Origin of the sequence: Serratia sp. HMSC15F11, from assembly GCF_001808215.1 — a bacterium.
Lineage (GTDB): Bacteria > Pseudomonadota > Gammaproteobacteria > Enterobacterales > Enterobacteriaceae > Serratia > Serratia nevei.
Genome location: NZ_KV792496.1, coordinates 56,329 through 82,506 on the forward strand (window position 1 = coordinate 56,329; position 26,178 = coordinate 82,506).

At 62.8% G+C, this 26,178-nt stretch carries 23 protein-coding genes; 15 read left to right on the forward strand and 8 right to left on the reverse strand.

The window, feature by feature from the left end; translation table 11 throughout:
* Positions 1-26: 26 nt before the first annotated feature.
* Positions 27-1,973 carry a macrolide ABC transporter ATP-binding protein/permease MacB gene (macB, locus tag HMPREF3138_RS19490; protein WP_038880742.1) on the reverse strand — a complete coding sequence of 649 codons (1,947 nt, stop codon included), beginning with the start codon at positions 1,971-1,973 and terminating at the stop codon, positions 27-29.
* Entirely contained in the window at positions 1,973-3,088 is a 1,116-nt protein-coding gene (macA, locus tag HMPREF3138_RS19495) for a macrolide transporter subunit MacA (protein WP_038880739.1), read from the reverse strand. Before macA ends, macB begins: the two co-directional genes overlap by 1 nt.
* 194 nt (positions 3,089-3,282) lie before the next feature.
* On the opposite strand from macA, the gene HMPREF3138_RS19500 reads away from it, so the two are divergent.
* Complete coding sequence (locus tag HMPREF3138_RS19500; protein WP_038880736.1) at positions 3,283-4,236, forward strand: VirK/YbjX family protein; 954 nt, start codon at positions 3,283-3,285, stop codon at positions 4,234-4,236.
* A gap of 14 nt (positions 4,237-4,250) precedes the next feature.
* Here HMPREF3138_RS19500 and HMPREF3138_RS19505 read toward each other — a convergent pair whose 3' ends face one another.
* Positions 4,251-5,909 (reverse strand): ATP-dependent endonuclease, encoded by a 1,659-nt coding sequence (locus HMPREF3138_RS19505; protein WP_070559245.1) that lies wholly within the window; start codon positions 5,907-5,909, stop codon positions 4,251-4,253.
* A gap of 187 nt (positions 5,910-6,096) precedes the next feature.
* On the opposite strand from HMPREF3138_RS19505, the gene HMPREF3138_RS19510 reads away from it, so the two are divergent.
* The 5 genes from HMPREF3138_RS19510 (at position 6,097) to ltaE (ending at position 12,892) form a co-directional block, all read left to right on the forward strand.
* On the forward strand, positions 6,097-6,993 hold the full coding sequence (locus tag HMPREF3138_RS19510; RefSeq protein ID WP_038880732.1) for a LysO family transporter: 897 nt from the start codon (positions 6,097-6,099) through the stop codon (positions 6,991-6,993).
* 180 nt (positions 6,994-7,173) lie between these two features.
* Complete coding sequence (gene hcp, locus HMPREF3138_RS19515; protein ID WP_038880730.1) at positions 7,174-8,823, forward strand: hydroxylamine reductase; 1,650 nt, start codon at positions 7,174-7,176, stop codon at positions 8,821-8,823.
* 55 nt (positions 8,824-8,878) lie between these two features.
* Positions 8,879-9,880: an NADH oxidoreductase gene (gene hcr / locus HMPREF3138_RS19520; protein WP_038880728.1), complete on the forward strand. Its 1,002-nt coding sequence runs from the start codon at positions 8,879-8,881 to the stop codon at positions 9,878-9,880.
* A 199-nt stretch (positions 9,881-10,079) separates the two neighbouring features.
* Complete coding sequence (gene poxB / locus HMPREF3138_RS19525; RefSeq protein ID WP_038880726.1) at positions 10,080-11,801, forward strand: ubiquinone-dependent pyruvate dehydrogenase; 1,722 nt, start codon at positions 10,080-10,082, stop codon at positions 11,799-11,801.
* A 74-nt stretch (positions 11,802-11,875) separates the two neighbouring features.
* Positions 11,876-12,892, forward strand: coding sequence for a low-specificity L-threonine aldolase (ltaE, locus tag HMPREF3138_RS19530; protein WP_038880723.1), 1,017 nt, complete (start codon positions 11,876-11,878; stop codon positions 12,890-12,892).
* Positions 12,893-12,922: 30 nt separating this feature from the next.
* Here the strand turns inward: ltaE and HMPREF3138_RS19535 are convergent, their stop codons facing one another.
* Both HMPREF3138_RS19535 and HMPREF3138_RS19540 read right to left on the reverse strand, forming a co-directional pair.
* On the reverse strand, positions 12,923-13,618 hold the full coding sequence (locus HMPREF3138_RS19535) for an N-acetylmannosamine-6-phosphate 2-epimerase (protein WP_038880720.1): 696 nt from the start codon (positions 13,616-13,618) through the stop codon (positions 12,923-12,925).
* Complete coding sequence (locus HMPREF3138_RS19540; RefSeq protein WP_070559247.1) at positions 13,615-15,171, reverse strand: PTS transporter subunit EIIC; 1,557 nt, start codon at positions 15,169-15,171, stop codon at positions 13,615-13,617. Before HMPREF3138_RS19540 ends, HMPREF3138_RS19535 begins: the two co-directional genes overlap by 4 nt.
* 167 nt (positions 15,172-15,338) lie before the next feature.
* Here HMPREF3138_RS19540 and HMPREF3138_RS19545 point away from each other — a divergent pair, with 167 nt between their 5' ends.
* A complete protein-coding gene (locus HMPREF3138_RS19545) occupies positions 15,339-16,166 on the forward strand; it encodes a MurR/RpiR family transcriptional regulator (protein WP_038880714.1) in 828 nt (275 codons plus the stop codon).
* Here HMPREF3138_RS19545 and HMPREF3138_RS19550 read toward each other — a convergent pair whose 3' ends face one another.
* Positions 16,167-16,514 (reverse strand): DUF1294 domain-containing protein, encoded by a 348-nt coding sequence (locus tag HMPREF3138_RS19550; RefSeq protein WP_038880711.1) that lies wholly within the window; start codon positions 16,512-16,514, stop codon positions 16,167-16,169.
* A gap of 151 nt (positions 16,515-16,665) precedes the next feature.
* Between HMPREF3138_RS19550 and HMPREF3138_RS19555 the strand changes: the two genes are divergently transcribed.
* Positions 16,666-18,105, forward strand: a complete 1,440-nt coding sequence (locus HMPREF3138_RS19555; protein WP_038880708.1) for a DUF2867 domain-containing protein — start codon at positions 16,666-16,668, stop codon at positions 18,103-18,105.
* A 158-nt stretch (positions 18,106-18,263) separates the two neighbouring features.
* A complete protein-coding gene (locus HMPREF3138_RS19560) occupies positions 18,264-19,274 on the forward strand; it encodes an NAD-dependent epimerase/dehydratase family protein (RefSeq protein ID WP_004928393.1) in 1,011 nt (336 codons plus the stop codon).
* Here the strand turns inward: HMPREF3138_RS19560 and HMPREF3138_RS19565 are convergent, their stop codons facing one another.
* Positions 19,275-20,111 (reverse strand): N-acetylmuramoyl-L-alanine amidase, encoded by an 837-nt coding sequence (locus tag HMPREF3138_RS19565; RefSeq protein ID WP_038880705.1) that lies wholly within the window; start codon positions 20,109-20,111, stop codon positions 19,275-19,277.
* Between the two features lie 187 nt (positions 20,112-20,298).
* On the opposite strand from HMPREF3138_RS19565, the gene HMPREF3138_RS19570 reads away from it, so the two are divergent.
* Positions 20,299-21,867, forward strand: coding sequence for a DUF3300 domain-containing protein (locus tag HMPREF3138_RS19570; RefSeq protein WP_038880702.1), 1,569 nt, complete (start codon positions 20,299-20,301; stop codon positions 21,865-21,867).
* Between the two features lie 48 nt (positions 21,868-21,915).
* Here HMPREF3138_RS19570 and HMPREF3138_RS19575 read toward each other — a convergent pair whose 3' ends face one another.
* Entirely contained in the window at positions 21,916-22,239 is a 324-nt protein-coding gene (locus tag HMPREF3138_RS19575; protein ID WP_070559249.1) for a heavy metal-binding domain-containing protein, read from the reverse strand.
* A 160-nt stretch (positions 22,240-22,399) separates the two neighbouring features.
* Between HMPREF3138_RS19575 and HMPREF3138_RS19580 the strand changes: the two genes are divergently transcribed.
* The 5 genes from HMPREF3138_RS19580 (at position 22,400) to artM (ending at position 26,093) form a co-directional block, all read left to right on the forward strand.
* The gene (locus tag HMPREF3138_RS19580; protein ID WP_038880698.1) at positions 22,400-22,942 is read left to right on the forward strand and encodes a lipoprotein; all 543 of its coding nucleotides are present in this window, start codon (positions 22,400-22,402) and stop codon (positions 22,940-22,942) included.
* 264 nt (positions 22,943-23,206) lie between these two features.
* Complete coding sequence (artP, locus tag HMPREF3138_RS19585) at positions 23,207-23,935, forward strand: arginine ABC transporter ATP-binding protein ArtP (RefSeq protein WP_038884338.1); 729 nt, start codon at positions 23,207-23,209, stop codon at positions 23,933-23,935.
* Positions 23,936-23,967: 32 nt separating this feature from the next.
* On the forward strand, positions 23,968-24,699 hold the full coding sequence (artJ, locus tag HMPREF3138_RS19590; RefSeq protein ID WP_004928409.1) for an arginine ABC transporter substrate-binding protein: 732 nt from the start codon (positions 23,968-23,970) through the stop codon (positions 24,697-24,699).
* Between the two features lie 9 nt (positions 24,700-24,708).
* Complete coding sequence (artQ, locus tag HMPREF3138_RS19595; RefSeq protein WP_025159684.1) at positions 24,709-25,425, forward strand: arginine ABC transporter permease ArtQ; 717 nt, start codon at positions 24,709-24,711, stop codon at positions 25,423-25,425.
* A complete protein-coding gene (gene artM / locus HMPREF3138_RS19600) occupies positions 25,425-26,093 on the forward strand; it encodes an arginine ABC transporter permease ArtM (protein WP_038880694.1) in 669 nt (222 codons plus the stop codon). The genes artQ and artM overlap by 1 nt, the downstream gene beginning before the upstream one ends.
* Positions 26,094-26,178 lie beyond the last annotated feature (85 nt).

Consider the following 26,178-nt stretch of genomic DNA (forward strand, 5'->3'; position numbering starts at 1 on the left):
TGACTGGCATTTTTTATGCCTTTTACTTACTCGCGCGCCAGCGCATCGATCGGATTCAGCCGTGCGGCATTGCGCGCCGGCAGGTAGCCGAACACCACGCCGATGCCGGTGGAACACAGGAACGCGCTCAGCAACGCCGCCGGCGGGAAGCTGATCTGCCAGCCCGGCAATACCAGCTGCACCGCCAGGCCGATGGCGAACGACAGCATAATCCCCAGCGCCCCCCCCACCAGGCAGACCAACACAGCCTCGATCAGGAACTGCTGCAACACGTCGCCGGAACGGGCGCCCACCGCCATGCGGATGCCGATCTCGCGCGTGCGTTCGGTCACCGACACCAGCATGATGTTCATCACGCCGATACCGCCGACCACCAGCGAAATCACCGCCACCAGCGTCAGGAACAGCTGCAGCGTGCGGGTGGTTTTCTCGGCGGTTTGCACCAGGCTGTCCATGTTATAGGTGAAGAAGTCCTTCTTGCCGTGGCGCAGCGTCAACAGGCGCGACAGCTGCTGTTCCGCTTCCTTGCTGTCGTAGCCGTCGCGGATGCGCACGGTGATCGAGTCAAAATAATTGTTGCCCATCAATCGGTTGGCCATAGTGCTGTAAGGCACCCACACGTTCAGCGTCTTGCTGCTGCCGAACATCGACTGCTTCTCCTTGGCCACGCCGACCACCGTCGCCGGCATGTTGCCCACCAGGATCACCTCGCCCACCACGTTCTTCTGGTGCGGGAACAGCCGCCGCTGGGTATTGGCGTCGATCACCACCGTCTGCGCCTGCGACTGCACCTGCAGCGGATCGATGCCGACGCCCTGGGTAAAGCTCATGCCGTACACGCGGAAGAACTGCTCGCTGACGCCGTTGACGTTGGCCGCCGCGTCGACGTTGCCCAAGCGCAGCCGCATGCTGCTGCTGATGCTCGGCGACAGCGCGCTGATGTACGGCTGTTCGCGCAGCGCATCGAGATCGCCGTATTTCAACGATTGCCGGTAGGTCGGATCGTCATCGCCGAAGTCCTTGCCAGGATAAATATCGACGGTGTTGGTGCCGATGGATTTGATGTCCGCCAGCACCATCTGTTTGGCCGCGTCGCCGATCACCAGGATCGACACCACCGAGGCGATACCGATAATGATGCCGAGCATGGTCAGCGCGGTGCGCATCTTGTTGGCCGCCATCGCACGCCAGGCCATCACCAGCGCCTCGCGGAAACGGCCGCCCACCTGCCGCCAGGTAGCCGCCGCCGCGGCCAGCGCCAGCGGTTTGGCCTGCGCATTCTCCTGCGGTGCCGGACGCGAATCGGCGATAATCTCGCCGTCGCGAATCTCGATGATCCGCTCCGCCTGGCGCGCTACCGCCGGATCGTGGGTCACCAGGATCACCGTGTGGCCCTGGGCGCACAGCTGTTTGAGGATCGCCATCACCTCTTCGCCGGAGTGGCTGTCGAGCGCGCCGGTCGGCTCATCCGCCAGGATCACCTGCCCGCCGTTCATCAGCGCACGGGCGATACTGACGCGCTGCTGCTGGCCGCCGGAAAGCTGGCTCGGCCGGTAGTTGACGCGCTCCCCCAGCCCCAGACGCCGCAACAGCGCCACCGCCCGTTCGCGCCGCGCCGCTTTGCCCAGCCCCGCGTACACCGCCGGCACTTCGACGTTATGCGCCGCGCTCAGGTGCGGCAGCAGATGATAGCGCTGAAAGATAAAGCCGAAATGCTCGCGCCGCAGCTGCGCCAGCGCATCGTCGCTCAGCGTCGCCACATCCTGCCCGGCCACTCGATACACGCCGGCGCTCGGCTTGTCCAGACAACCGAGAATGTTCATCAGCGTCGATTTGCCGGAGCCGGAGGCCCCCATGATCGCCACCATTTCACCGGCTTCAATGCTCAGGCTGATCCCCTTCAGCACCTCCACCGTCTGCTCGCCGGAACGGTAGCTGCGGCGAATGCCGCTCAGCTGCAACAGCGCCGCCATCAGCCGGCCTCCACGCCGCCGCGGCTGACGATCACCTCATCGCCCACCTCAAGGCCGCTGAGGATCTGCACGTCGATATTGTTGCGCAGGCCGATAGCCACCTCGCGCTTCTCTTCCTTGCCCTGTTTCAGCACCGAGACGTGGTAGCGATTGTCGGCGATCTGATCGCCCAGCGCCGCCAGCGGGATCACCAGCGCCTGCTCGACGCCGGCCAGCTGAATATGCACCTGCGCCGTCATTTGCAAGCGCAGCAACCTTTCCGGGTTGGGCACTTCGAAACGCGCGTAATAGAAGATGGCGTTGTTGACCTTTTCCGGCGTCGGCTGAATGTCTTTCAGCACGCCGTCGAAGCGCCGGGTCGGATCGCCCAGCACCGTGAACCAGGCCTTCTGACCCGGCTTGAGGTTAATGACGTCGGCCTCAGATACCTGCGCCTTCACCAGCATGGTGCCAAGATCCGCCAGCGTCAGAATGTTCGGCGCCTGCTGCGCCGCGATCACCGTCTGGCCCTGCAGCGTGGTGATCTGCACCACGTCGCCATCCATCGGCGCCTCGATGCGGGTATAGGCCAGGTTGATCTTGGCGGTATCCAGGCTGGCCTGGTTCCGCGCGATCTGCGCATTGATGGTGCCCACCTGCGCCTTCTTCACCGCCAGCTGCGTCGCCGCTTGATCCAGATCCTGGCGCGACACCGCCTGCAGCTTGGCCAACGCTTGGTTGCGCTGCAGCGTGACCGCCGCCAGCTGCTGTTCGGCCTGCGCCTGCAGCAGTTGCGCATGCAATTCGCGCAGCGTCGCCTCGCCTTCGCGGATGCTGTTCTGCGCCTGTTGCGGATCGATAACCCCCAGCAACTGGCCTTTCTTCACCTTGTCGCCGATCTCGACATACAGCTTTTTCAGCTGCCCGCTGACCTGCGCACCGACGTCAACCTTGCGCACCGCGTCCAGCTGGCCGGTCGCCAACACGTTCTGCTGCAGATCGCGCTGGGTGGCCTTTACCGTTTTGAAATCGGTTGGCGCCGGATGGCGAAAGTGCCAAACGGCCGCCGCGGCAAGCGCAGCAATGACCGCCAGAGCGAGTATCCAGCGGCGTTTATGTCCTTTAAACCCTGTCAAAATTGACCTGCCTGTGCTTGTGAATATCAACCGCCCTTTGCGGCGGCGGAGCTAAATTAGCATGCACCGTAGGGAATAACTAAACCTTAGCTCAACACAATGTGGAGACACGCCTGGTTACAGTTCAGCATTGAACTCCCGTTTAGTGAAGCCTTGATGAAATAGCGCCATTCAATACAGCCAAGGATTTCATCATGTCACAGCTCAGCTACCCACTCGCCTCCGCCCAGCCCCTTAACGGCTGGCAACTGATGACGGCGCTGATCAATGGCGAAAAGGCCCCGAGCAACGCCTGGAAAAAAACCTCGTTTCGCCTGAAGTTTCTCGGCCGTTCGCTGCTCAACTGGCGTACTACCAGCGGCCTGCTCAGCACCCTGGCCAGCAACCCGCTGCTGGAGGAGATCCTGAGCGCACAGCCGAACCTGCCGTGCAAACTGCATCGCCCGTATCTGGCGGCCAACATGAGCAAGATCGAATGCCTGTTCGCCCTGCGCGATCATTACGATCTCATCGCGCAGCGCATGCCGCTGAAGATGCGCCTCGGCCACCTCGGCCCGCAGTCTTTCGTGCTGGCCAGAGCGATGGGCAAAAACGAAGCGCCGATCGCGCTGGAACTGGCAGCGATCGACAAGCTGAATAAAGAAGGGGAAGCCACGCTGCTGCTGCGCAACGCCAACGGCGTGATGCTGGCGGAGATCACCTTTGCGCTGATGCATTATCAGCAGCAGCCGACGCTGTTCATCGGCGGCCTGCAGGGCGCAAACCATGAGGTGCCGCACGCCGAGATCCAGCACACCACCAAAGAATGTCACGGCCTGTTCCCCAAACGGCTGGTGCTGGAAGGCATCTGCACGCTGGCGCGGCACCTCGGCATCCGCCAGATCGTGGCGGTCGGCAACGCCACCCATATCTATCAAAACTGGCGTTACCAGAGTAAGAAGAAGGACAAACTGCACGCCGATTACGATCAGTTCTGGCTGTCGATGGGCGCCAAACCGCTCGACAGCGGCTATTTCCTGCTGCCCGAACGCATCGCTCGCAAGCCGATCGAAGAGATTGCCAGCAAGAAGCGCGCCGAGTATCGCCGCCGCTATCAGCTGCTGGACGAGCTGGAACAAGGATTGGCGGCGCATTTCTGCGCCCGATAACGCCCGGCGGGCCGTCAGTCCGCCCGGCCGCGCGCCAGCCAGATCACCCGTGAGAACATTTTCTTCAGCAGCGGCGGCACCGAGTCCGTGCCCCATTCGCCGGCCTGCATCGCGACCTCGATCGCCAGATCCGGCTTCGACGAGTGGTGGACCGCTTTCAGGATCACCTTGCGCACCGGCATCTGCGCGTTGAGCGGCACCGACGCCATCCGGTGATAGACCGGGCCAAACCCTTCGCGGAACATGAAGTGCTCCATGTCCGGCGCCGGCAGCGCGGTCAGCCGATCGCGCTCGTTGTCTTCATGATTGTCCAGCAGGCTGCGCACGGTATTGGCGTACTTTTTGCCCGCCTCGTCGCCGTCCACCAGCGCATGCCACTCGATGCCCATGCGGCGGGCAAAGCGCAGCAGCGGCTTCAGGCCGCCCTGGGCGAATTCGATGACCCTCACCCCTTCCGCCTCGAAATGGTAGCCGCACTGGCGCGCCAGTTCGTTCAGCAGCCACACTTCGGTCTCGCCTTCCACCAGCAGCCAGCAGCGGGCGAACAACGACGACGGCCGGTTGAAACGGATGTGAAACGCGATGCGCCGCCCGTCTTCGGCGCTCAGCCCGCGCGGCCCGAGACGGTAGGTCGCGACCCGCCCCGACTCGCGCACCAGCCGGCAGACGTGCTCCACCGGCACCAGCGACACCAGTTCGCTGGAGTTGGTGGTGGTAATGCGCTGCAGCGGCAGCTGATTGAGCAGCCCCCAGGCCACCGACAGCATGATCGGATGCAGACGAGTTTCCGGGTCTTCCACCAGCAGCAGCGGCCGGGCGTGGGGATCCAGCTTGACGTCGCCCTTGGCCTGCAGCAGGGTGGAAAACATCCCGAGCAGGATCAGGCGCATGCTGCGGCTGTTCGGTTCGGCCACCATGCGGTTGATGCCGTCCAGCGCACGCCAGGCATCCTGCTCCGGTTCGCCGCCGCGACGGCGCGGCCGCGCCACCTGCGAACTCTGCTCGGCGAAGTAGTGCTCCAACAGCTGCTGCATGGCCGCCAGGCCCTGACGCAGCTCACCGTTGGTCAGCTTCTGCGGATTGCGCACCAGCTCGCGCGTCAGCTGATCCAACTGCTGCGCCAGCGCCTGGGTATCGGGTTTGCGTTCATCGCCGAGGCTGCTGGGGCGCAGGCGACGAATAAAGCGCGCGTCGCGCAGGCGCAATACCGGGTGAATGCGGATGATGGCGTGGGCCAGCTGTTCGATATGGTGCAGTTGAAAGGCGTTGCCGTCGGCGTCGAGAAAACCGCGCCAGGTACACACCGTGCCGTCATCGGCCAGTTCGCCCTCGCAGCGGTAATGAATGCGGCTCAGGCCGTCTTCGCCCTTGACCCACAGCGGCGTCAGGTGGCGATAGCGCGGCAGGTGCGCATGGCCGATGTCTTTTTCACAGAAGGTGAACACCACCTGCAGGTGGCGCTCTTTGGCCGACTCTTCACCGGGGGGGAAATGAAAGTCGTGCGCTTCAAACCGATACAGTTTCTGCTCCGGCGCCAACAGCAGCGTCAGCGCATCCAGCAGGCTGGATTTACCCCAGGCGTTTTCGCCGAGCAACAGCGTGTTGTCATCCAGCATCAGGGACAGCCGATTAATGCCGCGAAAACCTACAATTTCGATACGCTCCAAGAACATCCGCCGCCTCCCGTGCGCGCCGTCGCCTCTTCAATGAGGTGACCTTCACAGAGCATGGTCAAAAAACCCCTTGCAGGTCAAGCGACCAACGTCAAATCTGCCGCTTTACTCCGGCCGGGCTTTTGGTTAGCGTGTGCTCCTCGCCGCCGTTCGGCGCGCTTCAAAACTCAAGGACACAAGCTGCACCATGTACTCAGGACTGTTGATTATTCTGTTACCGCTGATTGCCGGTTACCTCATTCCCTTACGCCATCGCCCGCTGCTGGTGCTGATAAACCGGCTGCTGAGCTGGATGGTGTACGTGATCCTGTTTTTCATGGGTATCAGCCTGGCGTTCATGGAAGATCTCAGCAGCAACCTGGTGCTGATCTTCCAATACAGCGCGGTGTTCTTCTTCTGCATTCTCTGCGCCAATCTGCTGTTGCTGGCGCTGCTGGAGCGGCGCATGCCGTGGCGCAGCAGCCATAAACAGGAAAAGCTGCCTTCGCGCGTGCACATGGCGCTGGAGTCGCTCAAGCTGTGCGGCGTGGTACTCGGCGGCTTCCTGCTCGGCCTGACGCAGTGGCAATGGCTGCAGTTCGCCCATAAAGGCAGCGAATATGCGTTGATCTTCCTGCTGTTGCTGGTCGGCATTCAGCTGCGCAACAGCGGCATGACGCTGCGCCAGATCGTACTCAACCGCCGCGGCACGCTGGTGGCGTTGGTGGTGACCGTCGCGTCGCTGGCCGGCGGCGCGCTGGCGGCGCAGCTGTTGGGGCTGCCGGTCAAGGCCGGGCTGGCGATGGCCTCCGGCTTCGGCTGGTATTCGCTGTCGGGCATTCTGATCACCGACGCCTACGGCCCGGTGATGGGCAGCGCCGCGTTCTTCAACGATCTGGCGCGCGAGCTGGTGGCGATCATGCTGATCCCGACGCTGGTGCGCCGCAGCCGCTCCACCGCTCTCGGCCTGTGCGGCGCCACCTCGATGGACTTCACCCTGCCGGTGCTGCAGCGCAGCGGCGGGCTGGACATGGTGCCCCCCGCCATCGTGCACGGCTTCCTGCTGAGCCTGCTGGCGCCGGTGCTGATCGCCCTGTTCTCCTGATCCTTTCCCCTGGGGGCCTTCCGGCCCCCAAAGCGTAATAATTCCCATCCGCACGGCAAAATTGCGCTAAATCAAACTTGCCCGCAGTAGTCGCACAAAAGCCTTTTGCAACCCCGATCGCCGATCTATGCTTTTAAACAAGCATTACAAATGCAACTTTAAAAATAAAAGGAAGCGACTATGTTCTGTGTGCAATGTGAACAAACCATCCGTACCCCGGCAGGCAACGGCTGCGCGTATGCTCAGGGCATGTGCGGCAAGACGGCGGAAACCTCCGATCTGCAGGATCTGCTGGTGGCGGCGCTGCAGGGGCTCTCCGCCTGGGCGCTGCAGGCGCGTTCGCTGGGCATCGTCGACCACGAGATCGACAGCTTCGCCCCGCGCGCCTTCTTCTCCACCCTGACCAACGTTAACTTCGACTCTCAGCGCATCATCGGCTACGCGCGCGAAACCCTGCTGCTGCGCGATTCGCTGGCCGCCCGTTGCCGGCTGCTGGACGCCGGCGTACGCGTCGATCACCCGATGGCGGCGCTGCAGCTGGCCGGTGACGATATGCCTGCGCTGCTGCAACAGGCGGCGCAGTTTGCCCTCAACAGCGACAAGGCCGAGGTCGGCGACAACGTCCACGGGTTGCGCATGCTGTGCCTGTACGGCCTGAAAGGCGCGGCGGCCTATATGGAACACGCGCACGTGCTCGGCAAGTTCGACGAGCAGCTCTATGCCGACTACCACGCCTTTATGGCCTGGCTCGGCACCCGGCCGCGCGACGTCGACACCCTGCTGAACAACGCCATGGGCATCGGCAAGATGAACTTCAACGTGATGGCGATCCTCGATCGCGGCGAAACCCAGGCCTACGGCGATCCGCGGCCCAGCGCGGTCAACGTGCGCCCGGTAGCCGGGAAAGCCATTCTGATCTCCGGCCACGATCTGAAAGATCTGCGCATGCTGCTCGAACAAACCGAAGGACAAAACGTCAACGTCTACACCCACGGCGAAATGCTGCCGGCGCACGGCTATCCGGAACTGAAAAAATTCAAGCATCTGGTGGGCAACTACGGCAGCGGCTGGCAGAACCAGCAGACGGAATTCGCCAAATTCCCCGGCCCGATCGTGATGACCTCCAACTGCATCATCGATCCGAACGTCGGCAACTACGGCGATCGCATCTGGACCCGCAGCATCGTCGGCTGGCCGGGCGTCAACCATCTGGAAGGCGACGACTTCGGCGCCGTGATCCGCCAGGCGCAGGGCATGAACGGCTTCCCTTATACCGAGATCGAACACCTGATCACCGTCGGCTTCGGCCGCCAGACGCTGCTGAACGCCGCCGACACGGTGATCGATCTGGTGTCGCAGAAAAAACTGCGCCACGTCTTCCTGGTCGGCGGCTGCGACGGCAGCCGCGACGAGCGCAGCTACTTCACCGACTTCGCCCGCAGCGTGCCGCAAGACTGCCTGATCATGACGCTGGCCTGCGGCAAGTACCGTTTCAACAAGCTGGACTTCGGCACCCTGGAAGGGTTGCCGCGCCTGCTGGACGTCGGCCAGTGCAACGACGCCTACTCCGCCATCATGCTGGCGGTCAAGCTGGCGGACACGCTCGGCTGCAGCGTCAACGAGCTGCCGCTCAGCCTGGTGCTGTCGTGGTTTGAACAGAAGGCGATCGTCATTCTGCTGACGCTGCTGTCGCTGGGGGTGAAAAACATCGTCACCGGCCCGACCGCGCCGGGCTTCCTGACCGACAACCTGATGGCGATCCTCAACGAGAAATTCGGCCTGCGTCCGATCACCACCGTCGAGCAGGATATCGCAGCGCTGCTCGCCTGATGCCGTTACGTTATGGGGCCGCCTGCGCCGGCCCCTTAGTTTTTGAGGTGCCCCGATGACTCAACCCACTCCGCTTTGCCCGAACCGCATGCAGGTGCATTCCATCCGGCGTGAAACCGCCGACGTCTGGACGCTGAACCTGATCTGCGACGTTTTCTATCCTTACCAGGCCGGCCAATTCGCGCTGGTCAGCATCCGCAACAGCGAGGAGACGCTGCGCGCCTATACGCTCTCCTCCTCGCCCGGCCAGAGCCGCTTTCTCAGCATCAGCGTGCGCTGCCTGCCGGACGGCGTCGGATCGCGCTGGCTGACGCAAGAGGTCAAACCCGGCAACACGCTGTGGCTGTCCGACGCGCAGGGCGAGTTCAGCTGCGAGCGTCACCCGGCCGATCGCTATCTGATGCTGGCCGCCGGCTGCGGCGTGACGCCGATCGTCTCTATGTGCCGCTGGCTGACCGCCAACCGTCCGGCCTGCGATATCGCCGCGATCGTTAACGTGCGCACCCCCGCCGACACGATTTTCGCCGATCAGTGGCGCGCGCTGTGCGCCGCCCATCCGCAGCTGCGCCTGACGCTGATGGCCGAGCGGGATCTGCAACCCGGCTACCTCAGCGGCCGCATCGATGAACAGACGCTGCGGCAGGCGGCGCCGGATATCGCCGAACGCACGGTGATGACCTGCGGCCCTGCGCCCTACATGGAACAGGTGGAGCAGCTGTGCCGCCGGCTCGGCGTGCCGGCTGAGCGTTTCCATAAAGAGCAGTTCCACACGCCGACAACGCAGGCCGATGCCACCGAAGGGCTGACGCTGCGCGCCGCCCGCCCTCTGCGCGAATTCCGCGTGCCGGTCGGCAGCACGCTGCTGGCGGCGATGGAGGCCAATGCCCTGCCGGTCAACGCCGCCTGCCGCGCCGGGGTGTGCGGCTCGTGCAAAACCCGCATCCTCGAGGGCGACTACACCACCACCAGCACCATGACGCTGAGCGCGGAAGAGGTAGCTCAGGGCTATGTGCTGGCCTGCAGTTGCCGGCTGCAGGGCGACGTCACATTGGCGTGATCCCCAGGCCCCATCGCCGCGATGGGGCATTTATCGGCAAGCTCCCTCATCCCCGCCCGATTACACTTTCCTCCGCCCTACGCTCTTTACCCTTCCTGACCGCATCTCGTCCACAGCCGGTAAGCTATGCTTGCAGTTGTTCTGCTGCCACTCACCGGATCGAGTACACATCGTTTTTCAAACCATGTTTGGGGGAACCATGAAGCAAACCGTAGCCACACTGATCGCCAAAACGCTGGATCAAGCCGGCGTAAAACGCATTTGGGGCGTGACCGGCGATTCGCTCAACGGCCTGAGCGACAGCCTGCACCGCATGGGCACCATCGAATGGCTGGGCACCCGCCATGAAGAGGCGGCCGCCTTCGCCGCCGGCGCCGAAGCCCAGCTCACCGGCCAGCTGGCGGTGTGCGCCGGCTCCTGCGGCCCCGGCAACCTGCACCTGATCAACGGGCTGTTCGACTGCCACCGCAACCATGTGCCGGTGCTGGCGATCGCTGCACACATTCCTTCCAGCGAAATCGGCAGCGGCTACTTCCAGGAAACGCATCCGCAGGAGCTGTTCCGCGAATGCAGTCACTATTGCGAGCTGGTTTCCAACCCGGAACAGCTGCCGCGCGTGCTGGAAATCGCCATGCGCAAGGCGATCCTCAACCGCGGTGTCTCGGTGGTGGTCTTGCCGGGCGACGTGGCGCTGCGCATGGCGCCGGAAGACGCGACCCTGACCTGGCATACCCCGGCGCTGCCGCTGGTGCAGCCGCCGATGAGCGAGCTGAACAAGCTGGCGGAAACGCTGAACAAGGCGAAGAACATCACCCTGATGTGCGGCAGCGGCTGCGCCGGCGCGCACGATGAGGTGGTCAAGCTGGCCGAGCTGCTGCAGGCGCCGGTGGTGCACGCGCTGCGCGGCAAAGAGCATATCGAATGGGATAACCCCTACAGCGTCGGCATGACCGGGCTGATCGGCTTCTCCTCCGGCTATCACGCGATGATGAACGCCGACACGCTGGTGCTGCTCGGCACCCAGTTCCCCTACCGCGCGTTCTACCCCACCAACGCCAACATCATTCAGATCGACATCAACCCCGGCAGCATCGGCGCGCACTGCCCGGTCAACATGGCGCTGGTGGGCGATATCCACACCACCCTCACCGCCCTGCTGCCGCAGCTGGAGCCCAAGCGCGACCGGGCGTTCCTCGACAAGGCGCTGGAGCACTACCGCAACGCGCGCAAGGATCTCGACGGGCTGGCGACCGCCAACGACGACCAGCCGATCCACCCGCAGTATCTGGCGCAGCAGCTCAGCCAGTACGCCAGCGACGACGCCATCTTCACCTGCGACGTCGGCACGCCGACGGTGTGGGCCGCTCGCTACGTGAAAATGAACGGCAAGCGTCGCCTGCTCGGTTCGTTCAACCACGGTTCGATGGCCAACGCCATGCCGCAGGCGATCGGCGCCCAGGCCACCGCACCGGATAAACAGGTGATCGCCATGTGCGGCGACGGCGGCTTCACCATGCTGATGGGGGATTTCCTGTCGCTGGCGCAGCTCAAGCTGCCGGTGAAAATCGTGGTGTTCAACAACAGCGTGTTGGGGTTCGTGGCGATGGAGATGAAGGCCGGTGGCTATCTGACCGACGGCACCGACCTGCATAACCCGGACTTCGCGGCGATCGCCAACGCCGCCGGCATCAAGGGCATCCGCGTGGAAAAAGCCTCGGAGCTGGACGGCGCGCTGCAGGAGATGTTGGCGCACCCCGGCCCGGCGCTGCTGGACGTGGTCACCGCCAAGCAAGAGCTGGCGATGCCGCCGCAGATCAAGTTCGAACAGGCGAAAGGCTTCAGCCTGTACATGCTGCGCGCCATCATCAACGGCCGCGGCGACGAAGTGGTCGAGCTGGCGAAAACCAACTGGCTGCGCTAAGCAAGATGCCCCCGGTGAAAAAGGGTATATGATGCCATGTACCCTTTTCCTCTCCCTTACATTCCAGGAACCCTATGCTTATCGATCTACGCAGCGACACCGTCACCCGCCCCAGCGCCGCCATGCGCCAGGCGATGGCTCAGGCAGAGGTCGGCGACGACGTCTACGGCGATGACCCGACGGTCAACGCGCTGGAGGCCGAGGCGGTACGCCTGTCGGGCAAAGAAGCGGCGCTGTTTTTGCCCAGCGGTACCCAGGCCAACCTGGTGGCGCTGCTGAGCCACTGCCAGCGCGGCGACGAGTATCTGGTCGGCCAACAGGCGCACAACTATAAATACGAGGCCGGCGGCGCGGCGGTGCTGGGCAGCATCCAGCCGCAGCCGATCGAGGCCGACGCGGACGGCACGCTGCCGCTGGACAAGCTCGCCGCCGCCATCAAACCCGACGATATCCACTTCGCCCGCACCCGGCTGCTGAGCCTGGAAAACACCATCAGCGGCCGAGTTCTGCCGCAGGCCTACCTGCAGCAGGCGTGGCAGTTTACCCGCGAGCGGCAGCTGGCGCTGCATATCGACGGCGCGCGCATCTTCAACGCCGCCGTGGCGCTGAACCTGCCGCTGAAAGAGATCGTGCAATACTGCGACACCTTCACCATTTGCCTGTCGAAAGGATTGGGCGCGCCGGTCGGATCGCTGCTGTGCGGCAGCGAGGCCTTCATTCAGCGCGCGCTGCGCTGGCGCAAGATGACCGGCGGCGGGCTGCGTCAGGCCGGCATCCTGGCGGCGGCCGGTCTTTACGCTTTGGAACATAACGTCGCGCGGCTGCGCGAAGACCATGACAACGCGGTCTGGCTGGAGCAACAGCTGCGGCAGATCGGCGTAGAGATCGCCGAACCCGGCGCACAGACCAACGTGCTGTACCTGCGCCAATCACCGGCGCTGGCGGCCAAATTCGGCCCGTGGATGCGCGAACGCGGCGTGCTGATCAGCAGCGGCCCGCTGACGCGCATTCTGACCCACCTCGACGTCAGCCGTCAGGATCTGCAGCGGGTGGTCGAGCTGTGGCGGGAGTTCCTCCGGCAGCACGCCTGATCCCTCCTCCCCGGCGCGCCGGGGAGCCCTTCACCGCCCGCCGATGGCCTCGACAAAGCGGCGGGTAATCTGCTGCGGGCGCGTAATGGCGCCGCCCACCACGACCGCATGCGCCCCCAACGCCAGGCAGCGTGCGGCCATCGCCGGCGTTTCGACATTGCCCTCGGCGATGACCGGCACCGGCACCGCCGCCAGCACCGCACACAGAAAGCCGAAATCGTCCTCCGCCAGTCGGGTGCCCCGGCTTTCGGCGGTATAGCCGTGCAGCGTGGTGCCCACGCAGTCGAACCCCAACCGGGCAGCCTCTTGCGCCTCTTCCACGGTGGCGATGTCCGCCATCAGCAGCAGCCGGGGATACCTGGCGCGGATCGCGGCAACCAACGCCGCCAGCTGCAGCTCCCCTGGCCGAGGGTGGCCGGTCGCGTCCAGCGCAATCATCTGTGGCGCCGCAGCCATCAGCTCATCGATTTCACGCAGGGTCGGCGTGATATAGACATCGCTGCCGGCATAATCGCGCTTGATAATGCCAATCACCGGCAGCGCCACCGTGCGCATGATGGCTTTAACGTCTTCGACGCCGTTGGCGCGGATCGCCGCCGCACCGCCTTGCTCGGCCGCCAGCGCCATGCGCGCCATGATAAAATCGCTGTGCAGCGGCTCGTCGTCCAGCGCCTGGCAAGACACCACCAGCCGGCCCTTAATCTGCTGCAAAATGGAAAGCGTCATAAATCCAACAACTCCTCGACTTCGTTTTTAATAATGGTCACGTGCGGGCCGTAGATCACCTGAACGCCGTTGCCGCGAACGATCACCGCCCGCGCGCCGCTGGCTTTCAACCCGCTTTCGTCCAGCAACCGGCTCTGTTTTACCGTCACGCGCAGCCGCGTGGCGCAACAATCCAGTTCGACGATATTCTCTTTGCCGCCCAGCGCCGCCAGCACCTGCTGCGAGCGTTCGGAGCCGGTCATCACCGCTTCCGGCACGGTTTCCGCCTCGCGCCCCGGCGTTTTGAAATTGAAGCGCAAGATCAGGAAACGGAACGTGAAGTAGTACAGGAAGAACCAGGGCACCCCGACCAGCGGCACGTACATCCAGTGGGTTTTCGCTTCGCCCTGCAGCACGCCGAACAGCATGAAATCGATAAAACCGCCGGAGAACGTCTGGCCGATGGTGATATGCAGGATGTGCGCGATCGTGAACGCCAGGCCGTCGAACAGCGCGTGCACCACGTACAGCGCCGGCGCGATAAACAGGAACGAGAATTCGATAGGTTCGGTGATGCCGGTCAGGAACGAGGTCAGCGCCGCCGACAGCAGCAGCCCGCCGACGCGCTTGCGGTTCTCCGGACGCGCGCTTTGGTACATCGCCAGGCAGGCGCCGACCAGGCCGAACATCATGGTGATAAAGCGGCCGGACATGAAACGTGCCGTGCCGATGTAGAACTGCTGCGTATTCGGGTCGGCCAACTGGGCGAAGAAAATGCGCTGTGTGCCTTCCACCAGCTGTCCGTTGATCACTTCGCTGCCGCCGAGCGCGGTGGTCCAGAACGGCAGATAGAAGATGTGATGCAGGCCGAACGGCCCGAGCATGCGCAATACGAAGCCGTAGATAAAGGTGCCGAGATAGCCGCTGGCGTCCACCATCCCGCCCATGCCGAAGATAAACCGTTGGAAAGGCGGCCACACCACCGTCATCAGGGCGCCGACCGCCATCGCCGCCAGCGAGCTGACGATCGGTACAAAGCGCGAGCCGCCGAAAAAGCCCAGGAACGGCGGCAGCGCTATCTTGTTGTAACGGCCGTGCAGATACCAGGTCACCAAACCGATGACCACCCCGCCGAACACCCCGGTCTCCAGCGTCTGGATCCCGAGAAGCGTTCCCTGCCCCAGCGCGCCGGCGTTCTGCGTGGCCAGCGTGCCGTTGATTTTCAACAGCGCATTGATGGTGGCGTTCATCACCAGATAGGCGATCAGCGAGGCCAGCCCCGCCGTGCCCTTGTCGCTTTTGGCCAGCCCCACCGCCACGCCGACCGCGAACAGGACCGCCAGGTTGGCGAACACGATGGCGCCGGCGCTGGCCATCACCGTAAATACGCTTTGCAGCCAGCCGACGTCGAGGAAGGGATAAGCCTCAACGGTATTGGGATTGGACAGCGCGCCGCCGATCCCCAACAGCAGACCGGCCGCCGGCAGCACGGCGATCGGCAGCATGAACGACTTGCCGAACAGCTGGGCTTTTTCGAACCAGCCGCCGGAGCGCGACAATTCTGGTGTTGACATAAATTTTCCCCTGCTATCATTTTTATGATGAAAATTTTTACCACATTAAAATTAATTTAGTGAAAATTTTATTCATAACGATGATCGGCTTCACAATCCGTCGATTTCACTGGCGAGGCGCGGCGTCTTTCCGCCACAATAGAAACGGGCATACTCAGAAAGGTAACGTGATGAATACAGGCAACTTGTTATTGCGGCTGCGGCAGGATTTGGCGGGGTACAGCCCCACGCTGCAAAAGCTCGGCAACTATCTTCTTGCGGAGCCCTCCCGCGCCGTTTACCTGACCATCACCGAACTGGCGCGTGAAAGCGCCACCAGCGAAGCCAGCGTCACGCGGCTGTGCCGCCATCTGGGCTGTAAAGGCTATACCGAATTTAAAATGGCGCTGGCCCTCAGCCTGCAACAAAACCAGCCGGAGGCGACGACGCGGCAAAGCGCAACGGAAAATTTGGTGGAAGAGAGCGTGCAGGCGCTGCGGGATACCGGCGCGCTGTTGGAACCGCAGGCGCTGCAACAGGCGGCGGACAGCCTGCAGCGTTGCGCTTCGGTGCAGATTTACGGCGTCGCCGCCAGCGCCATCATCGGCGATTTCCTGCACTACAAACTGTTGCGCCTCGGCAAACCGGCGCAGCTGTTCAGCGACATGCACCGGGCGGCGATGAACGCCGCCTCGCTGAGTGAGCGGGATCTGCTGATCGTCATCTCCAGCTCCGGCTCAACCAAGGACGTGCTGCATGCGGTGACGTTGGCCAAAGGGCGCGGCGCACGCGTGATCGCAATCAGCAACACCCAACGCAGCCCGCTGGCTAAAATGGCGGATACGCTGCTGGTGGCGGCCAAACCGGAAGGGCCGCTGACCGCCGGCGCCCTGCCGGCCAAAGTCGGCGCCATGCTGCTGGTGGAGTTGATGATCGCCGAACTGGCTCAGCGCGATCCCGCCTACGCTCAGGCGATGCAGGCCACCGCCAGCGCTACCCTACCGCTGCTGTTGTAATCAGAAGATCCAGCGGCCATAAGCCCAGTACCACAGCCCCAGCACCGCCACCAGGTTGAGCGCCACGCTGAGGATGAACCAGGTTTTAAACGGCTGCTTCTGGGTTTTGTGGCGAAACAGCTGCTGTGCCGCCAGTGCGCCCAACCACCCGCCCAGCGCGCCGAACAGCAACAGCGTCGCCTCCGGCACCCGCCGCCATCCTTTGCGCGCCGCCAGCTTATCGCCGCCGTAGATCAGAAACGTCAGCAGGTTGGCCAACAGCAACCACATCCACACCGGATGCAGCGAGAACAGGCTGGCGAGCAGCGCCACGCCCAGCAGGGCGTAACAAATCACATTGAGCTTCATGACATCCGGTCTTTCGTTCGGTAAGGGGGCGCGTAGTGTGAACTCGCACCGCGACGTATGCAACCGGCTTATACCCATACAAAAAGTGCATTTAAACCCTGAATTTGGCATCCTGTCGTTCAGCCAATCCTCTACCGCACAAGGCGGCCCGATGACACCCCAACGCGTACTGGTTCTTGGAGCCAGCGGCTATATAGGCCAGAACCTGATCCCGCACCTGATCGAACAGGGGCACCAGATTACCGCCGCCGCGCGGCGCATCGAGTGGCTGCAGGAGCGGAACTGGCCGCAGGTCAACTGCCTGTATGCCGATCTGTATCGCCCGGAGACCCTGAGCGCGGCGCTGTGGGAGATCGATACGCTTTACTATCTGGTGCACGCGATGGGCGACGGCGACGATTTTATCGAGAAGGAGCGCCAGGCGGCGGAAAACCTGCGCGACGCACTGCGCAATGCCGCCGTCAAACAGGTGATCTTTCTCGGCGCGCTGCAGCCGAACGACGACAGCTCACCGCACCTGGCGGCCCGCCGCCTGACCGGCGAGATCTTGCGCCAGAGCGGCGTGCCGGTGACCGAGCTGCGCGCCGGCATCGTCGTCGGCCCCGGCTCGGCGGCGTTCGAAGTGATGCGCGACATGGTCTATAACCTGCCGGTGCTGACGCCGCCGCGCTGGGTGCGCTCGAAGTCGTCGCCGGTGGCGCTGGAGAACCTGCTGGTTTATCTGGCCGATCTGCTGGCGCACCCGGCGCAGGAACACCGCATCTTCGACGTTGCCGGGCCGGAGTACCTCAGCTATCAGGATATGTTCAAACGCTTTATCGCTCTCAGCGGCAAGCGGCGCTGGCTGATCCCGATCCCTTTGCCGACGCGGCTGATTTCGGTGTGGTTCATCAGCCTGATCACCTCGGTGCCGACGCCGATCGCCCGCGCGCTGATCCAGGGGCTGAAGCACGATCTGCCCGCCGACGGCCGGCCGCTGCAGGCCCTGATCCCGCAGCGGCTGCACACCTTTGATCAGGCGGTCGCCACCACGCTGCAGCGCGAACAGGAGGTGGTCGATTCCGCCGACTGGGGCTACGATCCGGCGGCGCGGGCCCGCTGGCGCCCCGGCTACGGTTACTATCCGAAACAGGCCGGTTGTTCGCTGGACACCGCCGCCACCCGCGAGGCCCTGTGGCAAACGGTGCAGCAGCTGGGGGGCGAAGAAGGCTATTTCTACGCCAATATTCTGTGGCGCATCCGCGCCCGCATGGACGACATGATCGGCAACGGGGTGATCTACGGCCGCCCGGCGCGCGCGACCCTGGCGCTCGGCGACGAGATCGACGGCTGGAAAGTCATCACGCTGAAGCCGCTGCGGCAACTGGCGCTGCTGTTCGGCATGAAGGCACCGGGGCTGGGGCGGCTGAGCTTCAGCATCACCGATCACGGCGATCGCCGCACGCTGGACGTGCGCGCCTGGTGGCATCCGGCCGGCTTCAGCGGGCTGCTGTATTGGTTCGCCATGATGCCCGCACACCTGTTCATTTTTCGCGGCATGGCGAAACGCATCGCCGAGCTTGCCGAGAGCCTGGACCGCCAACAGCGCTGAACGCCGTTCATTTGTCGATCAACCGCACAGTTTGCCGCTGTGCTTCGGGGCTTTCCGATTGCATAGCGCACGAAATCACGGAAGAATGGCATCTTATTTGCTGGGAGCGCCGCAAGCGCCCGCCGGTGTTCCGATTTTGGGTGAGAATAGAGTCCGTTATGAAGGTATTGGTCACCGGTGCCACCAGTGGGTTAGGCCGTAACGCCGTTGAATATCTGCGCCGCCAGGGCATCAAAGTGCGCGCCACCGGCCGCAACCAGGCGATGGGCGGCCTGCTGGAAAAAATGGGCGCGGAGTTTATTCATGCCGATCTCACCAATCTGATCTCTTCGCAGGCCAAGGCGATGCTGGCGGACGTCGACGTGCTGTGGCACTGCTCCAGCTTTACCTCGCCCTGGGGCACCGAAGAGGCCTTCGAACTGGCCAACGTCCGCGCCACCCGCCGCCTCGGCGAATGGGCGGCGGCCTACGGCGTAGCGCAGTTCATTCACATCTCCTCCCCGGCGATCTATTTCGATTACCACCATCACCGCAACGTGACCGAAGACTTCCGCCCGCAGCGCTACGCCAACGAATTCGCGCGCAGCAAGGCCGCCGGCGAGCAGGTAATTCAGCAGTTGGCGCTGTCCAATCCGCAGACCCATTTCACCATTCTGCGCCCGCAGGGATTGTTCGGACCGCACGACAAGGTGATGCTGCCGCGGCTGCTGCAGATGATAAAACGCTACGGCAACCTGCTGCTGCCGCGCGGCGGCGCGGCAATGGTGGACATGACCTACCTGGAGAATGCGGTGCACGCCATGTGGCTGGCGACGCTAAAAGAAGATACCCCGTCCGGCCGCGCCTACAACATCACCAACCAGCAGCCGCGCCCGCTACGCACCGTGGTGCAGCAGCTGATCGACGATCTGGGCATGAAATGCCGCATCCGCTCCGTCCCCTATCCGATGCTCGACATGATGGCGCGCGGCATGGAACGCCTCGGCAGCAAAAGCGAGAAGGAGCCGGTGCTGACCCACTACGGCGTCGCCAAACTCAACTTCGACCTCACGCTCGATACCACCCGTGCGCAGCAAGAGCTGGGCTATCAGCCGATCGTCTCGCTGGAAGAAGGCATCGCGCGCACCGCCCGCTGGCTGAAAGATCACGGCAAGCTGCACGGCCTGTAATCAACGCGCCGCGCCGTACTTCACCAGCAGCGCATCGACAATCGCTTCACTCTCTGCATCCGGCTCGCCGCGCACATCGTCGGGCCGGAAGTGCATCTGAAACGCCGCCACCACATTGCGCTGCTGCCGCGCATCCCATGACGGGTCGATCGCATAGCCGTAACGCGCCAGCTTTTCGAGCAGCGGCACCATCGGTACCGGCGCATGACGATCGCGCCCCGCCAGCAAACGCTGCACGTCTCGTTCGTCCGGCCAGGCGCCGATACCGGCCTGGGCCAGCTGCCGCCAGGGGAACAGCGGGCCGGGATCCTGCTTGCGCTGCGGCGCGATATCGCTGTGCCCCACCACGTCCTGCGGCTGGATACCATAGCGTTGGACAATGTCGCGGCTCAGCGGGATCAGCACGGCGATCTGCTCCGCCGTATAGGGTTGCCAGTGGGTGAACAGCATGCTGCGGGTGAAGCCCTTGTTGACGATTTCGATGCCGATCGAGGTGTCGTTGAGGTTGCTGCGGCCGCGCCAGGCGCTGGTGCCGGCATGCCAGGCGCGCATCGCCTCCGGCACCAGCCGGTACACCGTCGGTTTGCCGTGCTCGCGCTGCGGGTGCGCCGGCAGCAGATAATGGGCGCTGACGTGCTCGTCGGTCAGCGTTTTCAGCGATGAATGGAAGTCTTCCGCCGTGTAGTGCATCACCAAAAATCGGATGCGTTGATCGGCGCCCTGCGCCTGATGCAGGGTTTCGAGTTGGTAAGCGCCACGATCGACGAGCGTGTCCTGCTGCGGATTTTGGCATCCCGCCAACAGCGCGGTGGCGATGATCCCTGGCCAAATTTTCACTTATCCTCCTGATTGACGTCCGTGAAAGCGGTAACGCCGCGCGATTAATCTGTGTCCAATCATCACGCTCATCGAGAAATGATGACAGACAACGCCGATGTGCAAGCGGGTGTTTCTCCCGACTGGCTGCCTCTCACGCCCATGATAGTCTCAAAGTATCATCTGCGCTGAAAGAGCGGAGTCGAACATGTTCACACCTCGCTGTCTGTCCTGGTTGCTCTGTGCCGCCATACTGCCGCTCAGCGGCTGCGATCGGCAAAAAGTCGCCGACGCGATGGGCGCAAGCGCCCCGCCCCCGGCCGCTCCCGCCGCCACTGCAAGTGCGCCGGCCTATACGCCGCTGACCGCCGATCAGCTGTACCAGCTGGTCAGCCCGGTGGCGCTGTTCCCCGACAAGCTGCTGGCGCAGGTGTTGGCCGGCGCGGGTTATCCCGACCAAATCAGCGCCGCAGATGCCTGGCTGGTGCAAAACCGCGGCCTGCAGCCGGCGGCGCTCAGCTCGGCAGCCGACGCTCAGCCCTGGGATCCCAGCGTGCGCGGCCTGGTGCAATTTCCCGACGTACTCGATCAAATGGCGAAAAACATCCCCTGGACCACGGCTCTGGGCAGCGCCTACCTCAACGATCCCACCGACGTGATGAACGCCATTCAGGTGATGCGCCAGCGGGCGGCCAGCCAGGGCACGCTGAAAAACACCCCGCAGCAGCGCATCGTCGTGGCACCGACGACGCGTTATGTCGAACAGCAGCCCTATCGCCAGAGCGTGGTCGCGGCGCCGGGCGAAACCATCGTCATTGAGCCCAGCCAACCGGATACGGTTTACGTCCCACATTACGACCCTTGGGTGGCCTACGGCACGCCGATCCCCACCTATCCCAGCTATCAGTATCAACCTTCCGGCTACAGCGGCGGCGACATGTTGGCGGCCGGCGCGATCAGCTTCGGCGTCGGTATCGCGGTCGCCTCATTGTTCAATCAGCACAACAGCGGTTGGCACAACTGGGATATGCGCTGGGACGATCGACGCCAACCGGTGGTCTACCGCAATGCGCCCTACGTGTCGCATTCCACCACCGTGGTAAATCGCGTCACCAACATCAACCAATATAACAACGTCAGCAATGTGAATCGCAGCAGCACCAGCACGGTGAACAACTACAATACGACCACCGCCGCGCCAACGCCGCGCTTCAGCCAACCGACGCCAAACGCGGCGCCGCAACAGCCGCGCGTCGCGCCTGCGGCCCATGCGCCGATGACCCTGCCGAACTTTGCGCATACCCAGCCGGTGCCGCCTCACGTACAGCAGCCGATAGCCGTGCACCAGCCGGTAGCGGCCGCGCCGCACCTGCAACAATCGGTCAACGCGCCCCATGTGCAGCAACCGATGAGCATGCCGACGTTCACACATACCGCGCCTGCGACGCCCCACGCGCAGCAGCCGATGGCCGGGCATTCCGCGCCGGTACAGACGCATCCGATGCAGGCCGTCGCGCCGATGCATCAATCTGCCGTGCGGCCACCGGTTCAGGTTGCGCCGCACGTCGCTCAGCCGGTGGTGCACAAACCGGCCGTAGCGCCGCACCCGGCGGTAGTGCGCCCGACGCCGATGCCGCAAGAGCGCGTCATGCCGCATCCGGCCCCGGCGCCGCAGATACGTCAACCGTCCGTTCAGCCGATACAGCATCGCCAAGAGCCGGCGCCGGTGAAACCGCAGGAACACCGCCCGATCGTCGAGCAGCACAAGGTGGGGTAAAGCAAGAAAACGTCGCCCCGGCGGAACGGCCGGGGCGCGAGAATGGCGTTAGCGGCTGACTTTCACCGCGGTGCCGCTGACGGTCACCATCAGCATGCTGCCGTCTTTGCCAACGGTTTCATAATCAATATCAATGCCGACCACCGCGTTGGCGCCCAGCTCTTTCGCCTGATCTTCCAGCTCTTCGAACGCAATCAAGCGCGCCTTGCGCAGCTCTTTCTCATAAGCGCCCGAGCGGCCGCCGACGATATCGCGCACGCCGGCGAAGAAATCACGAAAAATGTTAGCGCCGAGGATCGCTTCGCCGGTGACGACGCCGCAGTATTCGGTGATGGTGAACCCTTCCAGGGTCGGGGGAGTTGAAAGCTGCATCAGAATTCCTTGTTTGATTAATTCAACGTATCTATGACCAGAGGATTGGCATTATGTTCGCTTAATCAATGGCACGCAGTACGAATGCAAGGCCAAAAAAACGCATTTATACTGTAAGCTATCGGTCTTCATGGTAGAAACTTTCACATAAGGTAATAAGATGAAAACAAAAACGATTGCGGCTGTTTTACCCTTAGCGCTGTTGCTGAGTGCCTGTACCACGGTGGAACCGGCATACAAGGATATCGGCACCCGCAGCGGCAGCTGTGTGGAAGGCGGCCCAGATACGGTCGCGCAAAAGTTCTATGACCTGCGCATCCAGCAGGGCGTCGGCCTGCCGGACAGCAACCGCCTCGCGCAGCTGCAACCTTACCTGAGCAAAGTGCTGTATCAGGATCTGGTCAGCGCCGGCCAGAACCCGGGCAAGCACCGGATAACCGGCGATCTGTTCTCCGGCAATGCGCAGGGGCCAAGCAGCGCGTCCGTCGCCAGCGCCTCGACCATTCCTAACACCGACGCGAAAAACATCCCGCTGCGCGTTGACTTGAGCTACCAAAAAGACGCCAACAGCAGCGTGAACTGGCAGGACGAAGTGCTGATGGTGCGCGAAGGCACCTGCTGGGTGGTTGATGATATTCGCTACCTGAATGTTCCAGCGCACGCCACCAACGGCAGCGTGCGCCAGGTGCTGGAAAACCAGTAACCCGCCATGCCCCGGCCGACGCGGGCTTGCCGCGTCGGTCATCCCCGCCGCCCGCCCACCGCTCGCATTTCGTCCAATAGAAAAAATTTCGCTACCGATCTCACAGCCTGCGCCACAAATCCCCTCCCTCGGCTTGAGTCGCGGTATCTTGTGCTAATCTTTTACTGTCCCGCCGCACACTCATAAATTTTAACGCACAAAGATTGCATAAGTATTCTGTGGAAGTTAACATTTGCGGCATCAATGTCTATTCAATTCTGGCGCATGAGTATTCAACTTAACGGTATCAATTGCTATTACGGCGCTCACCAGGCGCTGTTTGACATCACGCTGGATTGTCCAGCCGGGGAAACCCTGGTGCTGCTTGGCCCAAGCGGCGCCGGGAAAAGTTCATTGCTGCGGGTACTGAACCTGCTGGAAATGCCGCGTTCGGGCCAACTGCAGATCGCCGGCAACCAATTCGACTTCAAGCAGGCGCCGGGCGAGAAAGCCATTCGCGAACTGCGCCAAAATGTCGGCATGGTGTTCCAGCAATACAACCTGTGGCCTCACCTCACCGTGGTTCAGAACCTGATCGAAGCGCCTTGCCGCGTGCTGGGTCTGACCAAGGCTCAGGCGATGGAGCGTGCCGACAAGCTGCTCAAGCGTCTGCGCCTGACCGACTTCGCCGATCGCTTCCCGCTGCACCTTTCCGGCGGCCAGCAGCAGCGCGTGGCGATCGCCCGTGCCCTGATGATGGAACCGCAGGTACTGCTGTTCGATGAACCGACCGCGGCGCTGGATCCGGAAATCACCGCTCAGATCGTCAGCATCATTCGCGAACTGGCCGGCACCGGCATCACACAGGTGATCGTCACCCACGAAGTGGAAGTGGCGCGCAAGACCGCCAGCCGCGTGGTGTACATGGAAAACGGCCACGTGGTGGAGCAAGGCGACAGCAGCCACTTCACGCAGCCGCGGACCACCGAGTTTGCCAACTACTTATCACACTAACAATTAACTTGCTGTAATTTGGGGAGTTTGCGATGAAAAAACTAATAATCGCCGCCGTTCTGGCCGGCATCAGCGTTTCCGCCTCCGCAGCCGAAACGATCCGTTTCGCTACTGAAGCCTCCTATCCTCCATTTGAATTTATTGACGCCGGCAACAAGATTCAGGGTTTTGATGTCGATCTGGCCAATGCCCTGTGCAAAGAGATGCAGGCCGAGTGCACCTTCACCAACCAGGCGTTCGACAGCCTGATCCCGAGCCTGAAGTTCAAGCGTTTCGATGCGGTCATGGCCGGTATGGACATCACGCCGGAGCGTGAAAAGCAGGTGCTGTTCACCAAGCCGTACTACGATAACTCGGCGCTGTTCATCGCGCAGAAAGGCAAAATCGCCGACGTGGCGGCGCTGAAAGGCAAGAAAGTGGGCGTGCAAAACGGCACCACCCACCAGAAATACCTGACCGACAAGCACCCGGAAATCACCACCGTGCCTTACGACAGCTACCAGAACGCCATTTTGGATCTGAAGAACGGCCGCGTTGATGCGGTGTTCGGCGATACCGCGGTGGTGAACGAGTGGCTGAAACAGAATGACGCGCTGGCGGCAGTGGGCGCCAAAGTGACGGATAAAGACTACTTCGGCACCGGCCTCGGCATCGCGGTACGCCAGAAGAACACCGATCTGCAGGGCAAGTTCAACGCCGCTCTGGACAAGATCAAGCAGGATGGGACCTATGAAACCATCTACAAAAAATGGTTCCAGCAGTAATACGCCCCGATGAATGAATTACAACCTTTAGCAAGCGCCGCCGGCATGACCGTCGGCCTTGCCGTTTGCGCCCTGATCCTCGGGCTGATTCTGGCGATGCTGTTCGCCGTATGGGAATCGTCCCGCTGGAAAGCGGTCAGCTGGCTCGGCACCGCCTGGGTGACCGTGCTGCGCGGCCTGCCGGAAATCCTGGTGGTGCTGTTTATCTATTTCGGCTCGTCGCAGCTGCTGCTGATGCTCTCCGACGGCTTTACCCTCAACCTCGGTCTGTTCCAGCTGCCGATTCAGCTGGCGATTGACAATTTCGAAGTCAGCCCGTTCCTGTGCGGGGTGATCGCTCTGGCTCTGCTCTATTCCGCCTACGCTTCGCAGACGCTGCGCGGCGCGCTCAAAGCGGTGCCGCAGGGACAGTGGGAATCCGGCCAGGCGCTGGGGCTCGGCAAGGCGGCGATCTTCTTTCGCCTGATCATGCCGCAGATGTGGCGCCACGCCCTGCCCGGCCTCGGCAACCAGTGGCTGGTGTTGCTGAAAGACACTGCGCTGGTGTCGCTGATCAGCGTGAACGATCTGATGCTGCAAACCAAGAGCATCGCCACCCGTACCCAGGAACCTTTTACCTGGTATGTGATCGCAGCGGCCATCTACCTGCTGGTGACGCTGTTCAGCCAATACGTCATCAAACGCATTGAGCTGCGCGCCACGCGCTTTGAGCGGGGGCCGGTCTGATGATTGAGTATTTACCGGAGATCCTCAAAGGGTTGCACACCAGCCTGACGCTGACCGTCGCCGCGCTGCTCGTCGCGCTGGTGCTGTCGCTGCTGCTGACGGTGATCCTGACGCTGAAAACGCCAATCCTGACGCCGCTGGTCAAGATCTACGTGACGCTGTTCACCGGCACGCCGTTGCTGGTGCAGATTTTCCTGATCTACTACGGCCCCGGTCAGTTCCCGGCCATCCGCGACTACCCGTGGCTGTGGAACCTGCTGTCGCAGCCCTGGCTGTGCGCGATGATAGCGCTGGCGCTGAACAGCGCGGCCTACACCACGCAGTTGTTCTACGGTGCGGTGCGCGCCATTCCCGCCGGGCAGTGGCAGTCGTGCGAAGCGCTGGGCATGTCGCGTCGGCAGACGCTGCGCATCCTGCTGCCGTTCGCCTTCAAGCGCGCGCTGTCGTCTTACTCCAACGAAGTGGTGCTGGTGTTCAAAAGCACCTCGCTGGCTTACACCATCACGCTGATGGAGGTGATGGGTTACAGCCAGCTGATGTACGGCCGCACCTACGACGTCATGGTATTCGGTGCCGCAGGCCTGGTGTACCTGTGCGTCAACGGCCTGCTGACGCTGCTGATGCGCTTGGTGGAGCGCCGCGCGCTGGCGTTTGAACGCCGCAACTGAGGCCGCCTCCCCCCATAAGCCCCGCCATTGCGCGGGGCTTTTTTTATCCCCGTAGCAATACTTAATCATTTATATTGCATTTTAA